At 66.6% G+C, this 20,601-nt stretch carries 20 protein-coding genes, 1 tRNA gene and 1 pseudogene; 10 read left to right on the top strand and 12 right to left on the bottom strand.

What is annotated here, in order from left to right; genetic code table 11:
• The first annotated feature begins 43 nt into the window (after nt 1-43).
• Nucleotides 44-646, top strand: a complete 603-nt coding sequence (locus DMP03_RS09495; RefSeq protein WP_394349311.1) for a uracil-DNA glycosylase — start codon at nt 44-46, stop codon at nt 644-646.
• Nucleotides 647-695: 49 nt separating this feature from the next.
• Here the strand turns inward: DMP03_RS09495 and DMP03_RS09490 are convergent, their stop codons facing one another.
• Nucleotides 696-1,463: a CPBP family intramembrane glutamic endopeptidase gene (locus tag DMP03_RS09490; RefSeq protein WP_152120436.1), complete on the bottom strand. Its 768-nt coding sequence runs from the start codon at nt 1,461-1,463 to the stop codon at nt 696-698.
• A gap of 45 nt (nt 1,464-1,508) precedes the next feature.
• On the bottom strand, nt 1,509-2,756 hold the full coding sequence (locus DMP03_RS09485; RefSeq protein ID WP_152120435.1) for an MFS transporter: 1,248 nt from the start codon (nt 2,754-2,756) through the stop codon (nt 1,509-1,511).
• 83 nt (nt 2,757-2,839) lie between these two features.
• Here DMP03_RS09485 and DMP03_RS09480 point away from each other — a divergent pair, with 83 nt between their 5' ends.
• Both DMP03_RS09480 and DMP03_RS09475 read left to right on the top strand, forming a co-directional pair.
• Entirely contained in the window at nt 2,840-3,265 is a 426-nt protein-coding gene (locus tag DMP03_RS09480; RefSeq protein WP_152120434.1) for an HIT family protein, read from the top strand.
• A gap of 73 nt (nt 3,266-3,338) precedes the next feature.
• Nucleotides 3,339-4,040 carry a ParA family protein gene (locus DMP03_RS09475; protein WP_152120433.1) on the top strand — a complete coding sequence of 234 codons (702 nt, stop codon included), beginning with the start codon at nt 3,339-3,341 and terminating at the stop codon, nt 4,038-4,040.
• Here the strand turns inward: DMP03_RS09475 and DMP03_RS09470 are convergent, their stop codons facing one another.
• Entirely contained in the window at nt 4,041-4,535 is a 495-nt protein-coding gene (locus DMP03_RS09470; protein WP_152120432.1) for a DUF7858 family protein, read from the bottom strand. It abuts the gene before it with no gap.
• Nucleotides 4,536-4,667: 132 nt separating this feature from the next.
• On the opposite strand from DMP03_RS09470, the gene DMP03_RS09465 reads away from it, so the two are divergent.
• The 3 genes from DMP03_RS09465 (at nt 4,668) to DMP03_RS09455 (ending at nt 7,734) form a co-directional block, all read left to right on the top strand.
• Complete coding sequence (locus DMP03_RS09465; protein ID WP_152120431.1) at nt 4,668-5,117, top strand: protein-tyrosine phosphatase family protein; 450 nt, start codon at nt 4,668-4,670, stop codon at nt 5,115-5,117.
• Between the two features lie 205 nt (nt 5,118-5,322).
• Nucleotides 5,323-6,705: a PAS domain-containing sensor histidine kinase gene (locus tag DMP03_RS09460; protein ID WP_152120430.1), complete on the top strand. Its 1,383-nt coding sequence runs from the start codon at nt 5,323-5,325 to the stop codon at nt 6,703-6,705.
• A 162-nt stretch (nt 6,706-6,867) separates the two neighbouring features.
• The gene (locus DMP03_RS09455; RefSeq protein ID WP_152120429.1) at nt 6,868-7,734 is read left to right on the top strand and encodes a transcription initiation factor IIB; all 867 of its coding nucleotides are present in this window, start codon (nt 6,868-6,870) and stop codon (nt 7,732-7,734) included.
• A gap of 19 nt (nt 7,735-7,753) precedes the next feature.
• Here DMP03_RS09455 and DMP03_RS09450 read toward each other — a convergent pair whose 3' ends face one another.
• From DMP03_RS09450 to DMP03_RS09430, 5 genes are read right to left on the bottom strand one after another with little or no spacing between them, the layout of a single operon-like run.
• Nucleotides 7,754-8,689 (bottom strand): alpha/beta hydrolase, encoded by a 936-nt coding sequence (locus DMP03_RS09450; RefSeq protein WP_152120428.1) that lies wholly within the window; start codon nt 8,687-8,689, stop codon nt 7,754-7,756.
• Between the two features lie 23 nt (nt 8,690-8,712).
• Nucleotides 8,713-9,369, bottom strand: coding sequence for a MinD/ParA family ATP-binding protein (locus tag DMP03_RS09445; RefSeq protein ID WP_152120427.1), 657 nt, complete (start codon nt 9,367-9,369; stop codon nt 8,713-8,715).
• The gene (locus DMP03_RS09440) at nt 9,366-9,737 is read right to left on the bottom strand and encodes a hypothetical protein (RefSeq protein ID WP_152120426.1); all 372 of its coding nucleotides are present in this window, start codon (nt 9,735-9,737) and stop codon (nt 9,366-9,368) included. Before DMP03_RS09440 ends, DMP03_RS09445 begins: the two co-directional genes overlap by 4 nt.
• 22 nt (nt 9,738-9,759) lie before the next feature.
• Nucleotides 9,760-10,575 carry a DUF7856 family protein gene (locus DMP03_RS09435; RefSeq protein WP_152120425.1) on the bottom strand — a complete coding sequence of 272 codons (816 nt, stop codon included), beginning with the start codon at nt 10,573-10,575 and terminating at the stop codon, nt 9,760-9,762.
• Complete coding sequence (locus DMP03_RS09430) at nt 10,572-10,916, bottom strand: DUF7855 family protein (protein WP_152120424.1); 345 nt, start codon at nt 10,914-10,916, stop codon at nt 10,572-10,574. The genes DMP03_RS09435 and DMP03_RS09430 overlap by 4 nt, the downstream gene beginning before the upstream one ends.
• A 152-nt stretch (nt 10,917-11,068) precedes the next feature.
• Here DMP03_RS09430 and DMP03_RS09425 point away from each other — a divergent pair.
• The 3 genes and pseudogenes from DMP03_RS09425 to DMP03_RS09415 form a co-directional block, all read left to right on the top strand.
• A pseudogene (locus DMP03_RS09425) lies at nt 11,069-11,554 on the top strand (extracellular solute-binding protein); the annotation flags it as partial.
• The gene (locus DMP03_RS09420; protein ID WP_152120423.1) at nt 11,554-12,561 is read left to right on the top strand and encodes an ABC transporter ATP-binding protein; all 1,008 of its coding nucleotides are present in this window, start codon (nt 11,554-11,556) and stop codon (nt 12,559-12,561) included. The pseudogene DMP03_RS09425 and the gene DMP03_RS09420, both read left to right, overlap by 1 nt.
• Nucleotides 12,558-13,478, top strand: coding sequence for a metallophosphoesterase family protein (locus tag DMP03_RS09415; RefSeq protein ID WP_152120422.1), 921 nt, complete (start codon nt 12,558-12,560; stop codon nt 13,476-13,478). The genes DMP03_RS09420 and DMP03_RS09415 overlap by 4 nt, the downstream gene beginning before the upstream one ends.
• 1 nt (nt 13,479) lies before the next feature.
• Here the strand turns inward: DMP03_RS09415 and DMP03_RS09410 are convergent, their stop codons facing one another.
• A complete protein-coding gene (locus tag DMP03_RS09410) occupies nt 13,480-13,749 on the bottom strand; it encodes a DUF7854 family protein (protein ID WP_152120421.1) in 270 nt (89 codons plus the stop codon).
• Nucleotides 13,749-17,411: an LAGLIDADG family homing endonuclease gene (locus DMP03_RS09405; RefSeq protein ID WP_152120420.1), complete on the bottom strand. Its 3,663-nt coding sequence runs from the start codon at nt 17,409-17,411 to the stop codon at nt 13,749-13,751. The genes DMP03_RS09410 and DMP03_RS09405 overlap by 1 nt, the downstream gene beginning before the upstream one ends.
• Nucleotides 17,412-17,613: 202 nt before the next feature.
• Between DMP03_RS09405 and DMP03_RS09400 the strand changes: the two genes are divergently transcribed.
• Nucleotides 17,614-18,375 carry a hypothetical protein gene (locus DMP03_RS09400; RefSeq protein ID WP_152120419.1) on the top strand — a complete coding sequence of 254 codons (762 nt, stop codon included), beginning with the start codon at nt 17,614-17,616 and terminating at the stop codon, nt 18,373-18,375.
• Between the two features lie 249 nt (nt 18,376-18,624).
• On the opposite strand, the gene DMP03_RS09395 is transcribed toward DMP03_RS09400, so the two are convergent.
• A tRNA-Pro gene (locus tag DMP03_RS09395) sits at nt 18,625-18,697 on the bottom strand.
• 49 nt (nt 18,698-18,746) lie between these two features.
• Nucleotides 18,747-20,573, bottom strand: coding sequence for an SLC13 family permease (locus DMP03_RS09390; RefSeq protein WP_152120471.1), 1,827 nt, complete (start codon nt 20,571-20,573; stop codon nt 18,747-18,749).
• Nucleotides 20,574-20,601: the final 28 nt, after the last annotated feature.

The raw sequence follows: 20,601 nt of genomic DNA, 5'->3' as shown, positions 1-20,601 counted from the left end.
CCGAACCGGGAACGGTTTGCGCCCTCCACACGAAACGCAGGGCGTGAAGCCGAGCGAGATGTCGTACCCCGACGGCCCGGCGAATCGACTGGCCGACGACTGCCGTCGGTGTCCGGCGCTGTGTGACTCTCGCGAGCGCATCGTCTGGGGCGTCGGCCCGACCGACGCCGAGGTCGTAGTCGTGGGTGAAGCGCCGGCGGCAGGCGACCCCGAGGCCGACCGCTGGCAGGGCGGGAATCTGACGGGAAAAGCGTACACCTCACGCGCGTCCGGGCGGGCGGTGCGAGCGCTCATTGCAGACGCGGGGGCCGACCCGGCCTACTACACGAACGCGGTCAAGTGTCACCCCGAGGGGAACCGCGACCCGACGGCCGACGAGCGCGAGCACTGTCGGTCGTGGCTGGCGCGTGAACTCCGCTCGGTCGGCCCCGACGTGATTTTGCCGACAGGCAAACACGCGACGCTGTCGGTGTTCGCGCTCGCCGACGAATCGCTCGACGGCTTCCTCGATTCGGTGTTGGAACCGCGGGAGACGGCGTACGGAACCGTGATTCCGTTGCTCCATCCGAGCTATCAGGCGGTGTGGCTGTCGCGACTCGACCATACGCGGGAGTCGTACGTCGGTATGCTTCGGGAACTGCTCTGACATCCTCCCACGACTGAAGTCGTGGGCTTTCTCCTCGAATCTCTGTAACCTACACCAGCACGAACGCCGGTTCGACCCCGTAGATGGTAGCGACGTACAAGAGTCCGAACAGTGTGGCGTTGTAGACGGAGTGAATCGCGACCGGGACGGCGAGGTTGTCGGTGTACTCGTAGAGCCCGCCGAGCACCGTCGAGACGACGATGAGCCGGCCGACCGTGGCGGCGATGCTGACGGGCGGAGAGCCGACGAAGTTCGTGGCGTGGATGAGACCGAAGATGACGGTCGCGAGCGCAATCGCAGCCTTCGGACCGAACACCTCACGGAGCCGCCCCTGCACGACGCCGCGGAAGAAGAAATCCTCACCCGGACCGATGATGAGGAAGGAGGCGACGAACAGGACGATGATGACCGTCGGATTGCCGAGCGCGATGTCTGTGACGCTGCTGTTTGGCATCGGGATGTTCGCCAGTTGCGTGGCGATACCGGTGACGATGTTCGCCGCGAGCATCCCGACCCAGCCCACGAGGACGAGTCCCCACTGATTCAGCGACGGGAACGCAATCGGGACGGTCGGCGCGCCACGCCAGTAGAGATACGCCAGCCCGCCGCCGATGAAGCCGACACCTTGGAGAGCGACCAGCGAGAGCAGCGTCGTCCGGAGCGACGTGAGCTCAATATTGGCGGCCGCCGCCGCCACGTCACCGAGTACAAATGCGAGTTCCCCGAACACGATTGCGCCGACGGTCAACGACAGGACGGCGACGGTCGCGACGACGCGCTCGTTCATACGGACCGCAGCGAGCCGAGAGGCAGACATACCGGATAATGAGTTCGCGACCGGTAAAGCGTTCGTGGCGGGCCGTCAGGCGACCCGAGGGTCGCGGCTGACTCGGTAGTGGAGGGCGACGGCGACGAGCATCGCGAGCAGCGCCGCGCCCGCGCCGACAAGGAACGCGACCCGGTAGCCGGCGACGGTGTAGGTGGGCGCGCCCCCGACCGTCTCGCCCGTCCAGTAGGCGTCCAAGATTGCGCCCATCACGGCCGGGAAGACGGCCGCGCCGAAGTAGCCGAGACTGTTGATGACGCCCGTCGCGGTCCCGCTGACGCCGGGCGCGTGTCGCTCCTTCGCGACGGTGAACGCGAGCGTCACGGAGCCGTTGGCGAACAGCGCGAGAAAGAGCGCGACCCCGACGACCGGGAGCGGCGGCACCGTCGCGAGGGTGAGATACACCACGACGCCGGCCGCGCCCCCGAGAATCATCAGCGGCGTGCGCGCACCGAGTCGGTCGGAGAGCACTCCGAAGACGGGCGAGCCGAGTATCGTCCCGACGTTCCCCACGAGGACGAACAGCGAGGCGGTCTGGACGGACACCTCGTACACGTCGGCGACGAACGGGACGCCCCACAGCCCGAGGACGGTGAAGTTCATTCCGATGGCGAGGAACAACAGCGCGCCCATCAGCCACGTCTCCACCTCGCCGAGCACCGTCCGGGTGTTCGCGAGCACCGCACTCGCCGTCGGGGGGTCGCGGTCGACCGCCTCGGAGGGTGGGCTGTCGCGTACGACCGCCCACACCGCACCCGCGAGCAGACCGCCGACGACACCCGCGGCGAGAATCGACGACCGCCAGCCCACCGCGTCGATGGTGTACGCAAGCGGCGTCGTCGCGAGCACGCCACCGATTCCAGAGGCAGCAATCGTCAGGCCGGTCATCGTCGCGTACGCGTCGGGCCGGAACCACGAGGCGAGGAAGGCGAGCGTCGCGATGTAGATGGTGCTCCCGCCGAGCCCGATGAGTCCGCGGGCCAGAAACGCCGCCGGAAAGGAGCCGGCGGTCGCGAACCAGCCGACGCCGACGGTCATCACGACGAGACTCACCGTCGCCGCCCGCCGGGAGCCGTACCGGTCCACGAGCAGGCCCGCCGGCAGCTGGAGCGCGGCGTAGATGTAGAAGAACGACGAGTGGAGGACGCCGAGTTCGGTGCCGCTGGTGTCGAACGCGACGGCGAGACTCGACGCCAACACGCCCGTCGCCGTCCGGTGGAAGTTGACGAGCAAAAACGCCGCTGCCAGCAGTGACCACATCAGGAGTCGGCGACGACGAGGCATGGGTGGGCCACACACAGGACCCGAAAGAAGCTATCGCTTGCAGTCGGCGGCAGGCTTAGTAGCGAGCCGCGACATCCGCCGGTATGAGCGACGACTGCATCTTCTGTCAGATCATCGACGGCGACATCCCCGCACGCACCGTCTACGAGACCGACGAGACGCTCGCGTTCCTCGACGCGAACCCGTTGGCCGAGGGCCACACGCTCGTCATCCCGAAGACGCACGCGAGACAGCTACAGGACCTCGACGACGAGACCGCGACTGCGGTGTACGAGACGCTCCACCGGCTCGTCCCGGTCGTCGAGGGGACCGTCGGCGCGGACGGCTCGAACGTCGCGTTCAACAACGGTCCCGCCGCCGGCCAGGAGATTCCCCACGTCCACGGCCACATCATCCCGCGATTCGAGGGCGACGGCGGACGACCGGTGCACGCTGTCGCCGGCAGCCCGCCGGAACTGAGCGAGGAGGACCTCGACACCATCGCGGGCGAGATCAAGTCGAACGCGTAACGCGGTTCCCCCGTGGCGACGGCCGCGCAGTGAGTCGTAAATATATTCAGTTTTCGAGGAGAGAAAAGAACACATGGGAGACGTGGCTGCGTTCGTCGGAACGGCAGGCGGGGCGGGAGTCACCCGACTCTGCCTCGAAAGCGCGGCGCTGCTCTCGACGGAGGGTGCAGGTGTCGTCGTGCTCGACGCCGCGTTCGCGACACAGGGACTGGCGACGCATCTGTCGGGGCGGCTTCCGACGGACGTGACGACGCTGGTGACCGAAGAGCGACCGCTCGGCGAGGCGGCGTACGAGCTGGAGACGGCCGGCGACGGCACCGTCGTCTGCGTGCCGGCACGCGCGCCGTTTGAGCGACTGGCACGGGCGAAGACGCCGGACGCGGCACGGGCGTTCGAACGGCTGGTGGACGAGGCGCGCGAGCGCGCCGAGTACGTCATCGTGGACGTGCCGCCGGTCGCGTCGAACGAGGCGATAGCCGCCGTCACCGCGGCCGACGCCGTGACGCTCGTCGCACCGGGCGACCGGACCGAGACGGTGTCGCGCATGCGCGACCGCGTGACCGACATCGGGGCGAGCGCGGACGCCGTCGTCGCGACCCGAACGGACGAATCGACCGTCGCCGACGTGACCGTGCCGACCGACGCGACGCCCGCCGGTGAGACGCCGGTCGCCGACGCTGCGGGCGGGCCGTTCACCGCTGGGGTGGCCGCGGTCGTCGAGCACAGCTTCGGTATCGCCGTCGACCAGCCGACCAACGAGGGACTGCTCTGGTAGCTACCCGAGGTCGGTCAGCCCCGAGCGCGCGTCCGAGAGCGGGTCGGCGTGCTCGACGGCGAGTAGACCGTCGAGGGCGCTTTCGGCGACCGGCAGCGTGTCGTGGGTCTCAGCGTACACCGCGAGCGCGAACGCGTCGTCGTCGGCCCGGGTGAGGGCCTTGGCGTCGGTACGCGAGAGCTTCGCGTCGAGCCAATCGCGGACGATGTCTCGCCCGGTCGGGCCGAGCGGCGAGGTGTCCTCGCCGAACAGATGGAGAGTCTTTGCCGCCGTGACGGAGGCGACGTTGGCGGCGCGTGCGGCGTCACCGACGCTCGCACCGTCGGCGTACGCCTCCACGAGCGTCGCAGCGGCTGCGGGCGTACACGGCAGATCGTCGGCGACCGACTCCAATCGCTCGACCAGCGGCGTCTCCGTCCGGTCAGTGACGGCGACCCCGCGCTCGGACTGGGTGGTCGTCACCGCCACGCCGGCGGCGATGTCTTCGAGACTCATACCCACACAATCGAGCGTTGATACTAAATTATTTCTCATTATTACCGGAAAAAAGCTATCGCACAGCGGTGGGTACGTACAGACGGCTACGGTTGCCGCCGAGCATTTGGGCATGAGACCCCTCGTCTCGATATGGACGAACGGGCGGGACTGGCGCTCACGGAAATCGAGCCGGAGCTGTTCTTGGGCAACGTCCACGCCGCGAAGGGAGGTCACGGCCGCGAGTTCAACCACGTGCTAACGGTCAGTGAGAGCACGCAGCCGTTGACGACCGACCATCAGCCGCTGCAGGATAACCAGACCATCTCGTACGAGCAGTCCGAGGCGGCCGTCGAACTCGCGCGCGAGCGCTACCGAGAGGAGGGGTCGCTGCTCATCCACTGTTCGGCTGGTCTCTCCCGGGGCGTGACCGTCATGGCGACGATGCTCACCGCAGAGGGCGTGTATCCCTCCTTCGAGTACGCAGTCGCGAAGATACAACAGTCACAGCCGGAGGCGTATCCGAACCCCGCGCTGTTGGAACAGGCTGAGCGGTATCTGGGCCGAAACATCGAGCAGTCGGTCGTTCACCACGGGCGTTGAATCGACGGGAGACGGGAGGCAGAGTCGGCCCTGGGGCGGGAAATCAGGGTCAGGTCGTCCGTACCCGCGGTCGGGACAACACGTCGGGCGTGTGCGTTGGTGGTGACACCAACCGTGATGGAGACGCGACCCAGCACGTGAAAACGGTGGGTAATCGGCTGTTTCTGGTGAACCGATAAGTGCGGAGCGTGAGAATACTCCCGGAATGAACGAGGCGGAACTACCGGGCGACGACGAGGAGACGCGTCAGTTGCTTGAACTGGTGCTCGAGACGGGACGGATGAACGGTGCCTACGTCGACACCGACCTCCGACACACATGGGTGCACAACTCGGCTCCAGAGCCGCCTGAGTCGGAGATTCTCGGGAAGACCGACGCCGAACTGTTCTCGGAGGAGATGGCCAAACCGACGATGCAGATCAAGCAGGACGCCATCGGCACGGAGTCCCGCGTCGAACGGGAGTTCACCTTCATCAAGCCGTGGGGACAAAATCGCTATCGGGCCGCGGCTGAACCACGCTACGACGACGGCGAAGTCACTGGGGCGATGTTCACCGCCATCGACATCTCAGACCGGTACCGGTTCCTCGAACGAACCACCGACGCAGTGTACACCGTCGATACCGACTGGGAGGTGACGTTCTGGAACGACCAGATGACGGCCCGGACCGGATGGGAGTCAAAAGAGGTAGTCGGAGAGAACCTCTGGGAGGTCTTCGACCACGCGATTCCCGACGACCTCGAAGCTCGGTATCGGGAGGTGATGGACACCGGCAATCCGGCCGAGTTCGAACAGTATCTCCCCGGGCCGTTCGATTACTGGGTCGAGATACGCGCCTTCGCCGACGAACACGGCCTCTCCGTGTACTCACGGGACATCTCCGAGCGGAGAGCGTACGAGGAGCGGCTCAAGCGCCAGCGTGACACCCTCGACGTGTTGAACGGCGTCCTCAGCCACGACATTCGAAACGACCTCCAGTTGGTGACCGCATACACCGAGATGGTCGCAGAGCACGTGCCCGAGGAGCACGAATCACACGTCGAAATCATCCGCGAACGAGCACAACACGCGGTCGAACTCACCAAGAGCGCGTCGGACATCTCGAACGTGTTGTTCGCTGAGACCGAAGAGCCAAAGCGGGTGGGGCTGCGGCCGCTACTAACGGCGGAAATCGACAACGTCCGGGCGTCCTACCCCGACGCTGCCGTCCTCGTTGACGGGAAAATCGACGAGATGACCGTACTGGCCGACGAGATGCTGGCGTCGGTGTTCCGGAATCTGCTCAAAAATGCCATCCAACACAACGACAAGCCGGTGCCAGAAGTGTACGTCGCCGTCGACGAACAGCCCGAGGAAGTCGTCGTCAGCATTGCAGACAACGGTCCCGGGGTCGCCGACGCACACAAGGAGACAATCTTCGGCAAAGGCGAGAAAGGGTTGGGCAGCAGCGGGACCGGCATCGGGCTGTATCTGGTCAACATGCTGGTCGAACGGTACGGCGGAGAGATTCGGGTCACCGACAACGAACCCGAGGGGGCGGTGTTCCGGCTGACGCTCCCGAAGGTCGAGCGGGACGCACAGCCGTAGTCGGTTTGCTCGTGGGTTTTCAGTTCTCTCATCGCCTGCCCGGACGGAGACCGATATCCGGCGAACTACCCACCGGTCACCGGTGGGTAGTTCCGGCGTCGTCGCTGTATTTTCATCCGTCTCGGCTTCGTTTTTAACCCCCTTCCGGCCCCATGTTCGAGTATGAGCACGACGGCGACGACGTGTCCGGAGTGTACAGGGACGGTAACCACAGACGGCACCGAGCGAATCTGCGCGGAGTGTGGATTGGTCGTGAGCGAGGACAGTCTCGACCGCGGACCGGAGTGGCGCTCCTTTGCCGACGACGACACGAATCCGAAGCGAACCGGTGCACCGCTGACCCGCTCGCGCCACGACAAGGGGCTCTCGACCGAGATCGGCCACTCGACGCGACTCAAAGGGCGCAAGCGCCGCCGCGTTGCGCGGATGCGCCGCCAGCACAAGCGCGCACAGATCGCGACGAAACGCGAGCGCAATCAGGTGTACGGGTTCACGGAGATTCGCCAGCTGGTGAGCGGGCTGTCGCTGGGCGAGGCGATGCGCGAGCAAGCGTGTACGCTGTTCGAGTCGGCCCAGTCCGAAGACCTGTTTCAGGGGCGCTCGCTCGAGGGGTTCGCCGCCGCCGCGGTGTACGCGACCTGCCGCGTGAACGGGCTTTCGCGCACGCTCGATGAGGTTGCCGAGACGGCGAAGGCTGACGCGGACGAGCTACGGGTCGCCTACGACGCCCTGAACCGCGACCTCGGTCTCCCGGTCGGGCCAGTCCACCCCCGCGAGTATCTCGCGCGCTTCGGCTCCGAACTCGGCATCGAGTCGTGCGTCGAGCGCCGCGCCCGCGAGTTGGCCGAACGCGCCCACGACGAGCAGATTTCGGTGGGGCGCAATCCGGCGGGCGTCGCCGCCGGCTGTCTCTACACCGCGACACAGGAGCAGAATGTTCACCGCACACAGACCGAAATCGCCGAAGTCGCCGGCGTGACGCCGGTGACGCTCCGTCGGACCTACACCGATTTGTGCGAGTTAGAGTGAGCTGAAACGAGCGTGTGTTTCAGCCGTCGTAGAGCGCGTTCCCGAGGTCACCGGCCACGTCGCGAATCCCGTCGCGGGCCGTGTCGACCTCCCGCATCGTCAGGAAGCCGTGGACCATGTCGTCGTAGTTCACGTGTCGCGTGTCGACGCCGTCGGCGGCCAGCTGGTCGGCGCAGCGCTTCCCGCCGTCGCGGAGCGGGTCGAAGCCGGCCGTGACGACCGTCGCCGGGGGGACGCCGGACACGTCGGCCGCGTTCGTTGGGTCGGCGTACGGATTGCGCCGGTGGATGTCGTTGCCGTAGTAGCAGTCGCCGAACCACTCGATGTCCGCGCGAGAGAGCACGATACCTTCGTTTTCCGCCACCGACCGCTGGTCCGGGTCGACGCCAACGCCCGGATACAGGAGCGTCTGATACGCGATGTCGGGACCGTCCTGTTTGGCCGTCATTAGGGAGACGACGGCGGCGAGGTTCCCGCCCGCGCTGTCGCCCGCGACGGCGACGCAGCCGGTCCCGGAGAGCGCGTCGGTGTGCTCGCTCGCCCACTCGACGGCCGCGTAAGCGTCCTCGACGGCCGCCGGGAACGGGTGTTCCGGCGCGAGTCGATACTCCACGGAGAGGACGCCACAGCCGCTGTCGTTCGCGAGGTGCCGACAGAGCCACTCGTGGGTCTCGACGGTTCCGAAGACGAACCCGCCCCCGTGGAAGAAGACGACCGTCGGGAACGGCCCGTCGCCCTCGGGGAGAGACAGTCGGGCGTCGAGGTCGCCGTCCGGACCCGGTATCGTCGCGTCGGCCGTCGCGCCGACATCGGGGAGGTTCCGATTCCGCAGTCGACTCACTCCCTGCATCAGGCCGCGAAACAGCTTCAGCGCGTAGCGGTTGTGGGGAATCGGAATCCGCGACTGGCGTTCGACCGCGGCGGCGGCCTGCGGGTCCATCTCGTCGGCTCGCATGTGCGACTGTTCGCCAACCGCGACTAAACTGTGTGGGTTCGACGCACGACCGACGCGAGGTCAGCGAGCGCGCGTGCCGGCGGGGAATCGGTGGCGTGTGTCGTCACCGGGAGTCCGTGGCGGGTCGCCTGCTCGACTACCGCGCTCTCGGGGATCGCCACCGCCGGCGCGCCGAACTGTTCGCGCACGTCGCTCGTCTCTGTCGCCCGAGTGACGGCGACGGCGACCAACCCGGCGTCGAGTCCACGCGCCAGCGTCCGAACCTGGTCGGCGTGTGCGAGCGCCCCGCCAGTTCCGCGCGCCACGAGCACTACCGAGTCGGCGGCGGCGAGCAGCTCCCCGACCACCCGACCGAGTCCAGCGGGACAGTCCACGACCACGGAGCCGTACTCCCGCTCGACCGCACGCAGGGCGTCGGCGAGTCGGTCGTGGTCACACGCCGCTGCGCCGGCGAGCGTTCGGCCGCAGGCGAGGAGCGCGACCGGCCCGGTCTCGTCGACGGCCTCGAATGGGTCGGCGCGGCCGGCCAACACGTCGTGGAGGTCCGGTCCCCGCGACTCGGGCAAATCAGCCATCGCGAGGTCGCCGTCGACACAGACCGCACCGAGGTCGTCGGCGAGCGCGAGCGCGACGGTCGAAGTGCCGACGCCACCCGCGCCACCGGCGACGGCCAGAATCACGACAGCCACTCGGGCGCGACCGAATCTGGCGGCGACTCCGGCCCGACGAGTGCTCGACGCGGTGGCCGTGACCCCCCGAGCGAGTCGAGCAGTCGCGCCGGGTCGGGCGAGTCAGGGACCGGCTCGTCGCCATTGAGCGTCGCCAACGGCTCGGCGTCCGGCGGCGCGGCGGTCGTGAAGCCGGTCCCGACCGTCGCGCGCGCTGGGACGCGCACCCGAAGCGTCCCTTCGGGGTGTTCAGAGGGCGTTACTGCGGCGTGTGGACTCGACAGCGTAGCGAGTCGCGGAGCGTCGCCGGTGTTCGTGAGCCGGCAGGTGACGACGGTCCGGTCGTGCTCGCGGGTCGCGGTCGTCGTGAGGGACAACACGGTGCGGGTGGTTCGCCATCAGTCATAAATCTCGACAGCGGACGATGCTCGCGTCCGTTACTCGGGCGAGGACGCTCGCGTCGAGGGACCCGCCGGCCACCACGGCAGGGGCCGACAGGCGGGCGGCGCGAAGGGCGGCCAGTTGCAGCGCGCGGTCGCTCTCGGGGTCGACCGGCGTCGTTTCGGCCAGCGCGTCGCGGGCACGGGCGACCCGCGGCGCGGCCCGGTCGGCGAGCGCACGTCGCACGTCGCGTTCGCGATTCGCCACCGCGTCTTCGAGTTCGAGCCGACGCTGGTGGGCGTCGTACCGCTCCGAGAGGCGCTCGCGCTCGCGGGCGAGTCGCTCGCTCGCCGCGGTCGCGGTCGTTCCGACCTCCGAGAGTCGCGCCGCCGTTTCGCGGTACTCGGTGAGCGTCTCCTCGATAGGCCCGTCGCCGCCGCGGGTGGCGTCCACGACACCCCGAAGCCGTGCGACCTCTTCGCGGAGCGCGGCGCGGTCCGCGTCGTTCGCGCTCGCCACCTCCTCGCGTTCGGGAGCGAGATTCGTCGGCTCGGTCGCGTGGCTCGCGAGTCGGTCACGAGCCGCGGCGAGAGCTTCCTGTTCGGGGACGCGAACGCCGCGCGACCGTGCGACCGCGGCCAGCGTCTGTCGGCGCGAGGGAGACGAGGCGAATCCGACAGCGCCGAGCGTCCCGTGGAGGCGAGTCGCGCGCCGACACCTGACCCCGTCGTCGGTCGGGTCACGCACCGCTGTGAGGACGCGGCTCGGGTCGATATCGGCCTCGCGACAGTCGATAGCGCGCCCGGCGCGGTCCGGGTCGGTGAGTCGAAACCTCACAGCCCAGCGTCGAGGGTGCGGTCGCGCAGGGTGTCGGGGTCGGGGTGGTCGGTTCCGCTCGCGAACCGCGCGTAGGGAGTGTACTTCGAGGCCTCGTTCTCGTAGGCGACGGCCGCCTCGTGAATTTCGGGGACGGCGAACTCGTTGAACGGTCGAGTGCGCTCGACGCGGACGGCGTCCGGGTAGCGCTCGCGCAGCCGACACGCGAGCAGTGCGCCGTGGCCGGTCGGTTCGAGCAGCGCGGCGCGGCCGAACTCCCTGACGACGGTCTCTTCGTGTTCACGCCGGAGGTTTCTGAGTGTGCGTCTGGCCGCTCGCGAGTACGCGACGACGAACAACATACCTCTGATTCGAGAGATAATATTTAGGTATTTCGTTGCGGATTTTACTACTAGTGTGCGTAATGTTGACACACAGTAGATATTGAGATGAACAGACCAGTTCAGTAACCTATTATATAACCTTTTGTGCATCTCCTCGGCCTGCTCACGTGGTGTCACGACAGACACGGCGACGGTTGCTGCAGGGGACGGGCGCGGCGCTTGCGGCCGGGCTGGCCGGCTGCTCGGAAAACACGGACGGGGGAGACGATGACGCCGGGGGAGACACTGCCACCGGCGGCATCGGTGGCGGTAGCAGTACCGAACAGGCGTACACCGTCGGCCACGACGACTACGAGACGGAAGTGACGGCGAATGCGTTCCCGGATATGCTCTACTTCTACTGCGTCCAGTCGGGGTGGATGAACTGGCCCAGTATCATGGAGAGCTTCGAGAGCAACTACGGAGTGGCGGTCAACGACAACGACCGCTCGTCGGGCGAAGCGCTCCAGCATATGCGCGCGAACGCGGCCAACATGAACCACTCGGGCTACAACGGTGGCTACACCTACGGCGTCCGGGCCCGCAACGAGGGATTCACGCAAGCGTACAAGCCGGCCGGCTGGGAGCAGGTTCCGGACTCGCTCAAGACAGACGAATGACACACGTCACACTCAATTCCGTTCGAAAACAGTACGACCAGACCACCGCCGTCGACGGGCTCTCGCTCGACATCGCGGAGGGTGAAACGCCCGGCGTCGTCGGCCCCTCCGGCTGTGGGAAGACGACCACCCTGCGAACGGTCGCTGGATTCGAGACTCCGACGGAGGGAACCCTCGCCTTCGGCGGTCGGGACGTGACCCACGTCCCGCCCGAGCAGCGCAACGTCGGGCTCGTCTTCCAGTCGTACGCCCTCTTCGACAATATGACCGTCCGTCAGAACGTGGCCTTCGGGCCCAGAATGGCCGGCGTCGGGAAGGCAAAGCGGCGAGAGCGCGCCGACGACCCGCTCGACATGCTCGGTATCGGCGAGCTTGGCGACCGCGACCCGACGACCCTCTCCGGGGGCCAACAACAGCGGGTCGGACTCGCCCGCGCGCTCGCAATCGAGCCAGAGATACTCCTGCTCGACGAGCCGATGACCGGACTGGACGCGAAGCTGAAACGCCGGCTCAGACGCGAGATATCGGCCCTGCTGGACGACCTCGACGTGACGGCGCTGTACGTCACCCACGACCAGGCCGAGGCGATGGAGATGTGCGACCGCATCGCCGTGCTCTCGGACGGGAAGCTGGAGCAGGTCGCGACGCCGACGGAGCTGTACGAAGCGCCCGCAAACGAGTTCGTCGCCGACTTCATCGGAACCTCCACGCTGCTGTCGGGACCGGTCCGGGGCGACTACATCGACGCCGGAGCCATACGGGTGCCGGCACCGACCGTGACGGACGCGACCGCGACCGCTGCGGTTCGACCGGCGGCGTTCACCTACGGCGACGACTTCGAGGCGACCGTCACTGAACGCACGTATCTCGGTGATTCGGTCCGCGGGCGGGCGACACTGGCCGACGGACAGTCAATCGAGCTTCGGCTGGACGAGCTTCCGGAACCCGGCACCACGGTGTCGCTCTCGCTCGATGAATCACGGGTCCACGTGCTCGACTCATGACTGACCGAGGCCCCGTCCTCGCCGACCTCGACCGACCGCGACTCGATGCGCCGGTTACGCTCGCCCTCATCGCCGACCCGCACCTCGCGGTCGAGGGAGACGGTACCTGGAAGCTGCGCCACCGGAGCGAGCCACGGCTCCGGACGGCAATCGAGACGGCGAACGAGGCCGACGCCGTCGCGTTCGTCGGCGACCTGACGAACGACGGCCGACCCGCGGAGTTCGACCGCGTGGACGACCTGTTTGCCGACCTGTCGGTCCCGTGGACCGCGGTACCGGGAAATCACGACGTGGCGAAGTCCTTCGATAGCCACGAAACGCCGCCCATCGCCGACTTCGCCCGACGCTATCGCGGCGATGCCACGAGACCGGACGCCGCCGCCTATCCCGTACTGCTCCGAGTCGGTGGGCTTCGCGTCGTCTGTCTCAACACCGCAGCACCGGAGAACGTGTCGACCCGCGACACGTGGAGTGGCGCTGTCGGCCCAACACAGCGGAGCCGGCTCGCAGCACTGCTCGCAGAGGAACCCGAAACGCCGACGCTCGTCGTCGCCCACCACAACCTCGGGCCGCTCCCCGAGCATCCGGGCGGCGAGCCGTGGTCGAACTTCGCCGCGAACGACGCGGCACGCGTCCGCGAGTTGCTTTCCGAAACTGGGATCCCACTGGCGATTACCGGCCACCAGCACGTCCCTGCAATCGAGCAACGTGGCGGACTGACCGAACTGCTCGCGCCGGCGACCTGCTCGTTCCCCCAAGCGATGGTGTGGCTGCGCGTCGCGTCCGACGGAACGACCGCCCGGTTGGTCCCGCTGGCCGACAGAGAAGCGACGGCGGAGGCTTACTGGCACGCGAAAACCGGGAAGCCACTCGCACAGGGCATCCTCGACACGACGATCCGCCGGCTCGACGGGTAGTTCAGACCTCGTTCACCTCGAAGTCGGGGTCCCCGGAGAGCAGGTCGGCGAGTCGCTCGCGGGCCGCACCCTCGGAGGGCGCAAGCACCACCCGTCCGTCGGCCGGCTCGTCGCCCGTCGCGCGGTAGGCTCGCTGGTCGCCCTCCAACTCGGTCGCGTAGGTGCGCAAGGCTCCACGGACCCGGCGTTCGAGGTCGGAGAGGTCACACTCGCCGTCCTCGAACTCGGCGAGGGCGTCCTCGATGTTACGCAGCGTGGAGATGCGGTCCATCAGACCGTCCGCAGGTGGTCGGTCGTCGGCTCGTAGATGTCACCCTGTCGCCGGAGCTTCTCGATCTCGTGTTCGGCCTTGTCGCGTTCCATCCCGACGGCGTCGGCCCGCTCGTACACCTCCTCGATGGGTGCGCCGTCCTCGTACTCCTCTTCGAGTTCGTTGATGATGCCCTTGATGTTCTTGATGCGGTCGCGCTGGCTCTTCGAGGAGCCGGCCTCGACCATGTCCACGTCGAACTCGCCCGTCTCGGGGTCGACGCCGATTGCCTCCAGCGAGTCGCGCACGATGCCGACCACCTTCTCGGCGTCCCGCTTCTCGACGGTGTCGGACAGCCGGACGCGGGCCGACGCCTCCGCCAGCCGAACGAGCGCCTCCAGCTTTCGGGCCGTCACCGGCACGGGCGCGTCCTCGTTTGCCCCCTTCGAGCGCAGGTCGACGTAGAAGTCCCGAATCTCGGCTTTCGCCTCCTCCGTCATCGTCGGGAAACAGGTCCGTTTCGCGTAGGCGATGTACTTCCGCAGTAGCTCGGCATCGATCTCCGGCTCCACGTCCTCGGTGATGCTCTCGACTTCCTCCTCGGAGATGTTCGAGGTCGGCACGCTCTCGCGGTGGGTGAACAGCTCGCCCGCGTAGTTCGTGTTGATGATGTGGTCCGCGAGGTCGCGGTCCTTCTCCGGGTTCGGCTTGTCCGTCACCGTGAAGATGAGGTCGAATCGCGAGACGAGAGCGGGTTCGAGGTCTATCTGTTCGGGAATCGGCTCGTACTCGTCGAACCGGCCGTACTTCGGGTTCGCCGCGCCGAGCAGCGAGCATCGCGACTTGAGCGTCGCGTTGATGCCGGCCTTCGAGATGGAGATGGAGTTGTGGAGCACGACACCCTGGCTCACGAACGTGTTCGTCGGCTCGACGGTCACGTCGTACACCCAGTCGGTCGCGTACTCGCCCTCGTTGGGGACGGTTTCGACCTCGGTGACGCGGTAGTAGCGGATATCGGTCCGGTCTTCGAGCACGTCAGCACGTCGTTCGGCCTCGTCCATCGTCGCCAGCACGGCGGTTCGGGCGCGTTCGGTCAGTTGCTCGCGGGTTTCGTCGTCGTAGCCGCCGTCCTCGGCGTAGTGAATCCGACTCGTCGTCTCGTCGATTCGGTCTCCAAGCTGGCGTCCAGACCAGCCAACGGCAGCACGGACGGCAGCGAGGTCGTCCGCATCACTGACAGCCGCGCGGACGGTTTCGATGCAGTCGCGCACCGCCGACAGCTGCTCGTCGACGGTCTCGATTTGAACACCGAATCCCTCGTCGAGATGCGAGCGAAACTGGCCGGTCTTCCCGAGTCCCACGAGCGTTCGAAGCTCGCGAATCTCGCGGGCGGCACTCGTCGGGAGCACGTCGTGGTGGCGGCTCGTCGCCTCGCTTCGGTCGGCGAACGCGCGGGCGTCGTCGTACCGGTCGTCCGCCGGCTCCACCACCGCGTCAACGAATCGCTCCGTCGAGTCACCTATCACGTACACTTTCCGTGCATTCTCGGCGATGTCGTGGTGGATTCTGGAAGCAACGCCGACCTTCGCCAGGGCGTCGGCGTAATCCTCGGCCAGTCCGTCGGAGGCCGTCGAGAACGACATCGCTTCGCTCTCGACGCCACCGTCACCGGCGAACGCTCCGACGAGGAACCGACGGATATGCTCCTCAGAGGCACCCAGCACGCGGGGCGGAATCCGTTTCTCGCGGGCGGTGTGCATGAACTCGGGGAAGTTCTGCTCGAACCACCGGTACAGCTTCGTGGATACCCACCGCTTCGTCACCGTTCCCGCGTCGTTCGTCGTGTCGGTGCTCGGGAAGCCGAACTCGCGGGTCATCAGGTCGTCTATGCGGGCCAACAGCCGCTCGTCCTGATTCGAGAATCCGATTTCGTGAGCTGAGCCGGCGTAGGAGTGTCCCTCTGCGGTGAGGAAGCCGAGAATCTCCGCGAGGTCGCAGTTTAGTTCGTCGGGAAGTGACACGTCGCGTTCCGTGCCGCGGTGTGGTTCCTCGTCAAGTCCGACGCTAGCAGTCGAGTTAGGGAGTTTGCGCGGGGCTGGAACGAAGGCCCCTTCCTCAATGTTGCGCGCCTCGACGGTACCAACCTCGCCGTCAACGTCAGCGAACATCGGATGCTCCGGCGTCACGAGCACGTCGCGCCCGTTCGAGAACGTCACGCGCACGAACTCGTCTGGAGCTTCGTGGCGGCTCACGCGGTCGAGCGGCTCCTTTCGGACGTCGTTCGTCTCGAAATCGACCGAGTGGACGCGCGTGTCGTCGACGGGCAGAATCTCACAGTCCACGCCGTCGATCACCTCATCCGAGCGAGCCGCCATCTCCGAATCGACGAACTCGCCGATTTCGACACGGCGACCGTCGGCGAGCAGCACTTCGGTACTCGGGTGGTACGACTGCTGTTCCAGTGCTTCGTGCATAGCTGAACGGTCTTCGGGCCGCATTTTGTCCAATTCGTCAACCGCCGCAATCCCTTGATCGGCGAGCACGAGCGCGCCGGCCTCGAGCGTCCACTGCTGGCCCTCACCGAAGTCGTCGCGCACGGCCGCCGCCGTCAACCCGGCAGAGCTGGAACCTTTCCCAGAAGTGTAGACACTTCTGGGCGCGAGTTTCTTTACGTATTGTAAAAGTTGCGATTTTCCAGTTCCAGGATCCCCTATTAGAAGCATGTGTAAATCTCCACGAATCCGGGAGCCGTCGGGGAGCGACTTCTTCACGCCCGAAAACAGTTGAAGGATGATGGCGAGCTTCTCGTCGGGGTAGCCGAAGATGGAGGGAGCCATCGAGCCGACCATCTGCTCGTAGATGTCGGGGTCGTTGGAGAGTTCGATAATCTCTTTTTTATCATCCTCGGAGATGTCCATCTCCTCGAACTGCTCGTCCTCGATGGCGACGGACATCCCCTCCATGTAGAAGTCGAAGATAGCGGATTTCTCTTGTTGGTTCCCCTGCTGTTCGAGCCGGAGAATCCCCGAGATGGTGACGTGGTCGCCAGCGGTGACGCGCCCGGTGATGTCGTCTTCGATGTTCACGTCGATGGCCTGTGGCGTCTCGCCGCCGCGCAGCCCCTCGGGAGACTCCTGGACGCGAATCTTCTGGGAGTCGATGAACTCCGACTGGTCGAAGTTAATCTGGAACGGTCCCTGTCGCTCACAGCCCTGACACTCGTGGGGTTCCTGGAAGTCGCCGTCCGACTGGGGGATGCGGGTCATCGTCCCGCATCGCTGACACTCGAAGGCGGCCTGTTGCATCTTCGGGCGCACGTCGGTCGCCTTCCGAACGATACCCTGCACGGAGACGAGGTTGCCGACGTGGTCGGCGCGAATCTCGCGGATGCCCGTCTTGTCGGAGAGGTTCTGGACCCGGACGTGTGCGGAGCCGAGTTTCACGTCGACCGGGAGGTCATACAGCCGCAGCGCCTCCTCGGCGTACTCGCGCATCTGCTGTGGCTGTGCGATGAAGTCGTCGGCGATGTCCGGGTCGAAGCGGTAGAGGTCGTTCCAGTCGACGTACAGCGACTTCTGCTCGCTGGGGTATTTTTGTGCCAGTTCGCCGATCTCGTTCCGGTAGTAGCTCCGGTAGAACTCGTCGAACCGGTCGATTATCTCAGCGTTCTCTGCGCGGGCCATCAGTTGCTGACCCTTGTTCGCCTTCGCGTATGAACGTTCCTCCCGGGGCGTGTCGGAGTGGCTCGGCGACCAACGCGCGCCCGGAGTCGCGAGGAAACGCCACGCTCGACCGGCTGTTCGTGCTCGTCCGACGGACGGCGGTAGAGCGTGTGCGCATTTCCGCCACGGTAGCTTTTTGTTCTCTTCTTCCTCGAGTCGATACGTGCTCGAACAGGTGTTGGCGGAACTGCGCGCCTGCGGCCACACGGTCGAGCGGCCGGCCGACGCCGGCGAACCGACTGCACTCGCAACCGGCGGGAGCGGTCCGCTCGACTTCGCCGCGGAGCCGGTGGCCGTCGAGCCGGTCGGCTCGGACCCGACCACGCTCGTGGAACGCGCGGCCGACGCCGCCCGCAGCGACCGCGCCACCCTGTACGTTACTTCGGCCGACGAGGCGACGGCCGTCGGCGATATCCTCTCGACGCCCCGGTTCGTCGCCGACGAGCGCGGCGGCTTCCGGCAGTTCTACCCCGTCCCCGACCGCATCCAACTGGCCGACGGCAGCTACGCCGCGGTCCGTGCCACCCAGCCGACCGCCCGCTACGGCGAGTCCGCCCGCGCTCGCGCCGACCGCGTGCTCACGTGGCGTGAGGCACCCGGCGACGACGACCCCTCACTCGTGCTCGACGTGAACCGACAGTCCACGGTCACCCTCGATTCCGTCGCGTCGCTCACGAACCCCGGTCCCGCGTCCGTGTTCCCGTACCGCTACACCCGCCGTGACGGCTCCTTTCGCGTGCTCCAGGGCGACGACGAGGTCGGCCGCTTTGCGAGCATCGCCGCGATGCGCGAACGCGGCTACCAGCCCGTTCCCGTCCCCCTCGTTCCCGAACACCACCTCCGGTGGGGGACGCCGACACTCGGTCTCGCTGTCGTCGACGGCGAACAGGTCCACTACGAACGAATCATGAAGTCGGAGCAGTAGCGTCCGAGACGGTCGCCGCGAGAAGTACAGTGAGATCGCCCGGATTCCGAACCACGGTCGTTGCGCGTTGCTTCACTCCCTGATTCAAATCCGTCTCACCGCGACACAGCGGGCGCTCGAACGCGAGCGCCCGCAGAAAGTGGGATCGCCCGGATTTGAACCGGAGTCACTTCGCTCCGCTCGTGACAGGGTTACAAATCCGGTCGAACGAACGATTTGCTCGTCACGTCCGTTCCTCGCAAAATCGAATGGGATCGCCCGGATTTGAACCGGGGTCTACAGCACCCAAGGCTGTGAGTATACCAAGCTAACCCACGATCCCTGTACCCGTCTCTTCGCGAGTACCGGTGAAAGGGTTTCGTTTCACCGGCTCAGGTCACGCCGTACAGCCCGGCGATGCCGAGGGTCGTCACGACGGCGAACAGCAGCTGGAGGGGCGTTCCGACGCGCAGATAGTCGGTGAACCGGTAGCCACCCGGGCCGTAGACGAGCAGGTTCGTCTGGTAGCCGACGGGCGTCATGAACGCCGTCGAGGCCGCGAACGTGACCGCGAGGATGAACGCGAACACGTCGCCCCCGACCTCCGTCGCGACCGTCGCGGCCACGGGAATCATCAACACGACCGCGGCGTTGTTGGAGATGATGTTCGTCAGGACCGCGGTGACGAGATACAACAGACCGAGCACCGCAAGCGGCGGCAGGCCAGCGGACGCCAGCACGACGCCCTCGGCGATGAAGTCGGCCCCGCCCGTGTTCTGCATCGCAACACCGAGCGGAATCACGCCAGCGAGCAGAATAATCACGTCCCACTGGATGGCGTCGTACACCTCTCCGGGGTCGAGACAGCCGGTGAGTACCATCCCGAGCGCGCCAGCGAGCGCGGCGACGACGATGGGGATTGGCGTGAGCGCCGCGACCGCGACGACCCCGAGAACGAGCGCGACGGCGACGGGAATCTTCGACTCGCGAAAATCCGGTCGCTCCACCTCGCCCGCGACGATGAAGTCGGGGTTGTTCGCGAGCCGGTCAACCGATTCCCCGGTCGCCTGCACGAGCAGCGTGTCGCCGACGCGGAACCCGACGTTGTCGAGTCGCCTGCGGACGAGGTCACCGCCCCGTCTCACGGCGAGGACGGTCGCGTTGTACCGCGTCCGGAAGTTCGCCGAGGTGAGCGACTCGCCGACGAGAAAGGAGCCGGGCGCGACGACCACCTCGATGAGGTTCTGTGTCGACTCAGCGAGTTCGAGCTCGGCCTCGTCGACGGTCACGTCCGCGAGGTCCAACCCCTCGGCGTCGAGCAGTTCAACGAGCGTATCCCGGTCCGTCCGGAGCGCGAACACGTCGCCGGCCTGAATCGTCTTCGCGCCGAACGGCTCTAAGAACACCTCGTCGCTGCGAATCAGCTGGATGACGTCGACGTCGAACTCCGTCTCTCGCAGCGTCTCGCCGATCTGTTCGCCGACGAGCGGGGAGTCCTCCCGGACGATGGCCTCGGTCAGATAGTCTCGAAGCTCGAACTCCTCGGTCAGGTCGTTCTCGGCGGGAATACGCGCCGGCGTGAGCCACCGGCCGACCGTCAGCAGATAGACGGTGCCGGCGATGGCGACGACGACACCCAGTGCGGTGAACTCGAACATCGAGAACGGCTCGCCGAGATACGGAACCGCGAGTTCGGAGGCGAGCACGTTCGTCGAGGTGCCGATGAGCGTGAGGGTTCCGCCGAACATCGAGGCGTACGACAGCGGGAGCAGCAGCTTCGACGGCGAGTTGCCACCCTCGTGGGCGAGGTCGGTCACCATCGGGAGGAGGATAGCGACGGCCGCGGTGTTGTTGATAAGCCCCGACAGCGGCGTCACGGTGCCGATAATCGCGCCCAGCTGCTTGGATTCGGAGCCATCTGTCAGGTCGGCCAGCTTCACCCCGAGCAGCTGGACGACGCCGGTCTTCTGGACGCCCGCAGAGAGGATGAACATCGCGAGCACGGTAATCGTCGCGGAGGAGGCGAAGCCGGACAGCCCCTCCGTGGTGTCGATGACGCGCAACTGCGCGTCGAGCAGGCCGGCGTCGACGAGCCCGAGCGACACCGGCTCCGCGAGCAGGAGCGCGACGAACACCGACAGCGCCGTGATGTCGATGGGGACCGGCTCGGTCGCGAACGCGACCAGCGCAAAGAGGATGAGCGCGAAGACGAATCCCATCTCCGGCGTTATCGGTGGAAGTGCCACG

The organism is Halosegnis rubeus (genome assembly GCF_009184545.1).
Lineage (GTDB): Archaea > Halobacteriota > Halobacteria > Halobacteriales > Haloarculaceae > Halosegnis > Halosegnis rubeus.
The sequence above is the reverse complement of the archived record's forward strand: the minus strand, read 5'-3'. Positions and strand labels throughout refer to the sequence as shown.

Coding starts and splice junctions, on each gene's coding strand:
- DMP03_RS09430 (WP_152120424.1), bottom strand. CDS start 10,916: ATGTTGTTCGTCGTCGCGTACTCGCGAGCGGCCAGACGCACACTCAGA.
- DMP03_RS09490 (WP_152120436.1), bottom strand. CDS start 1,463: ATGTCTGCCTCTCGGCTCGCTGCGGTCCGTATGAACGAGCGCGTCGTC.
- DMP03_RS09465 (WP_152120431.1), top strand. CDS start 4,668: ATGGACGAACGGGCGGGACTGGCGCTCACGGAAATCGAGCCGGAGCTG.
- DMP03_RS09420 (WP_152120423.1), top strand. CDS start 11,554: ATGACACACGTCACACTCAATTCCGTTCGAAAACAGTACGACCAGACC.
- DMP03_RS09485 (WP_152120435.1), bottom strand. CDS start 2,756: ATGCCTCGTCGTCGCCGACTCCTGATGTGGTCACTGCTGGCAGCGGCG.
- DMP03_RS09470 (WP_152120432.1), bottom strand. CDS start 4,535: ATGAGTCTCGAAGACATCGCCGCCGGCGTGGCGGTGACGACCACCCAG.
- DMP03_RS09410 (WP_152120421.1), bottom strand. CDS start 13,749: ATGGACCGCATCTCCACGCTGCGTAACATCGAGGACGCCCTCGCCGAG.
- DMP03_RS09460 (WP_152120430.1), top strand. CDS start 5,323: ATGAACGAGGCGGAACTACCGGGCGACGACGAGGAGACGCGTCAGTTG.
- DMP03_RS09450 (WP_152120428.1), bottom strand. CDS start 8,689: ATGCGAGCCGACGAGATGGACCCGCAGGCCGCCGCCGCGGTCGAACGC.
- DMP03_RS09480 (WP_152120434.1), top strand. CDS start 2,840: ATGAGCGACGACTGCATCTTCTGTCAGATCATCGACGGCGACATCCCC.
- DMP03_RS09405 (WP_152120420.1), bottom strand. CDS start 17,411: ATGGCCCGCGCAGAGAACGCTGAGATAATCGACCGGTTCGACGAGTTC.
- DMP03_RS09390 (WP_152120471.1), bottom strand. CDS start 20,573: ATGGGATTCGTCTTCGCGCTCATCCTCTTTGCGCTGGTCGCGTTCGCG.
- DMP03_RS09455 (WP_152120429.1), top strand. CDS start 6,868: ATGAGCACGACGGCGACGACGTGTCCGGAGTGTACAGGGACGGTAACC.
- DMP03_RS09475 (WP_152120433.1), top strand. CDS start 3,339: ATGGGAGACGTGGCTGCGTTCGTCGGAACGGCAGGCGGGGCGGGAGTC.
- DMP03_RS09415 (WP_152120422.1), top strand. CDS start 12,558: ATGACTGACCGAGGCCCCGTCCTCGCCGACCTCGACCGACCGCGACTC.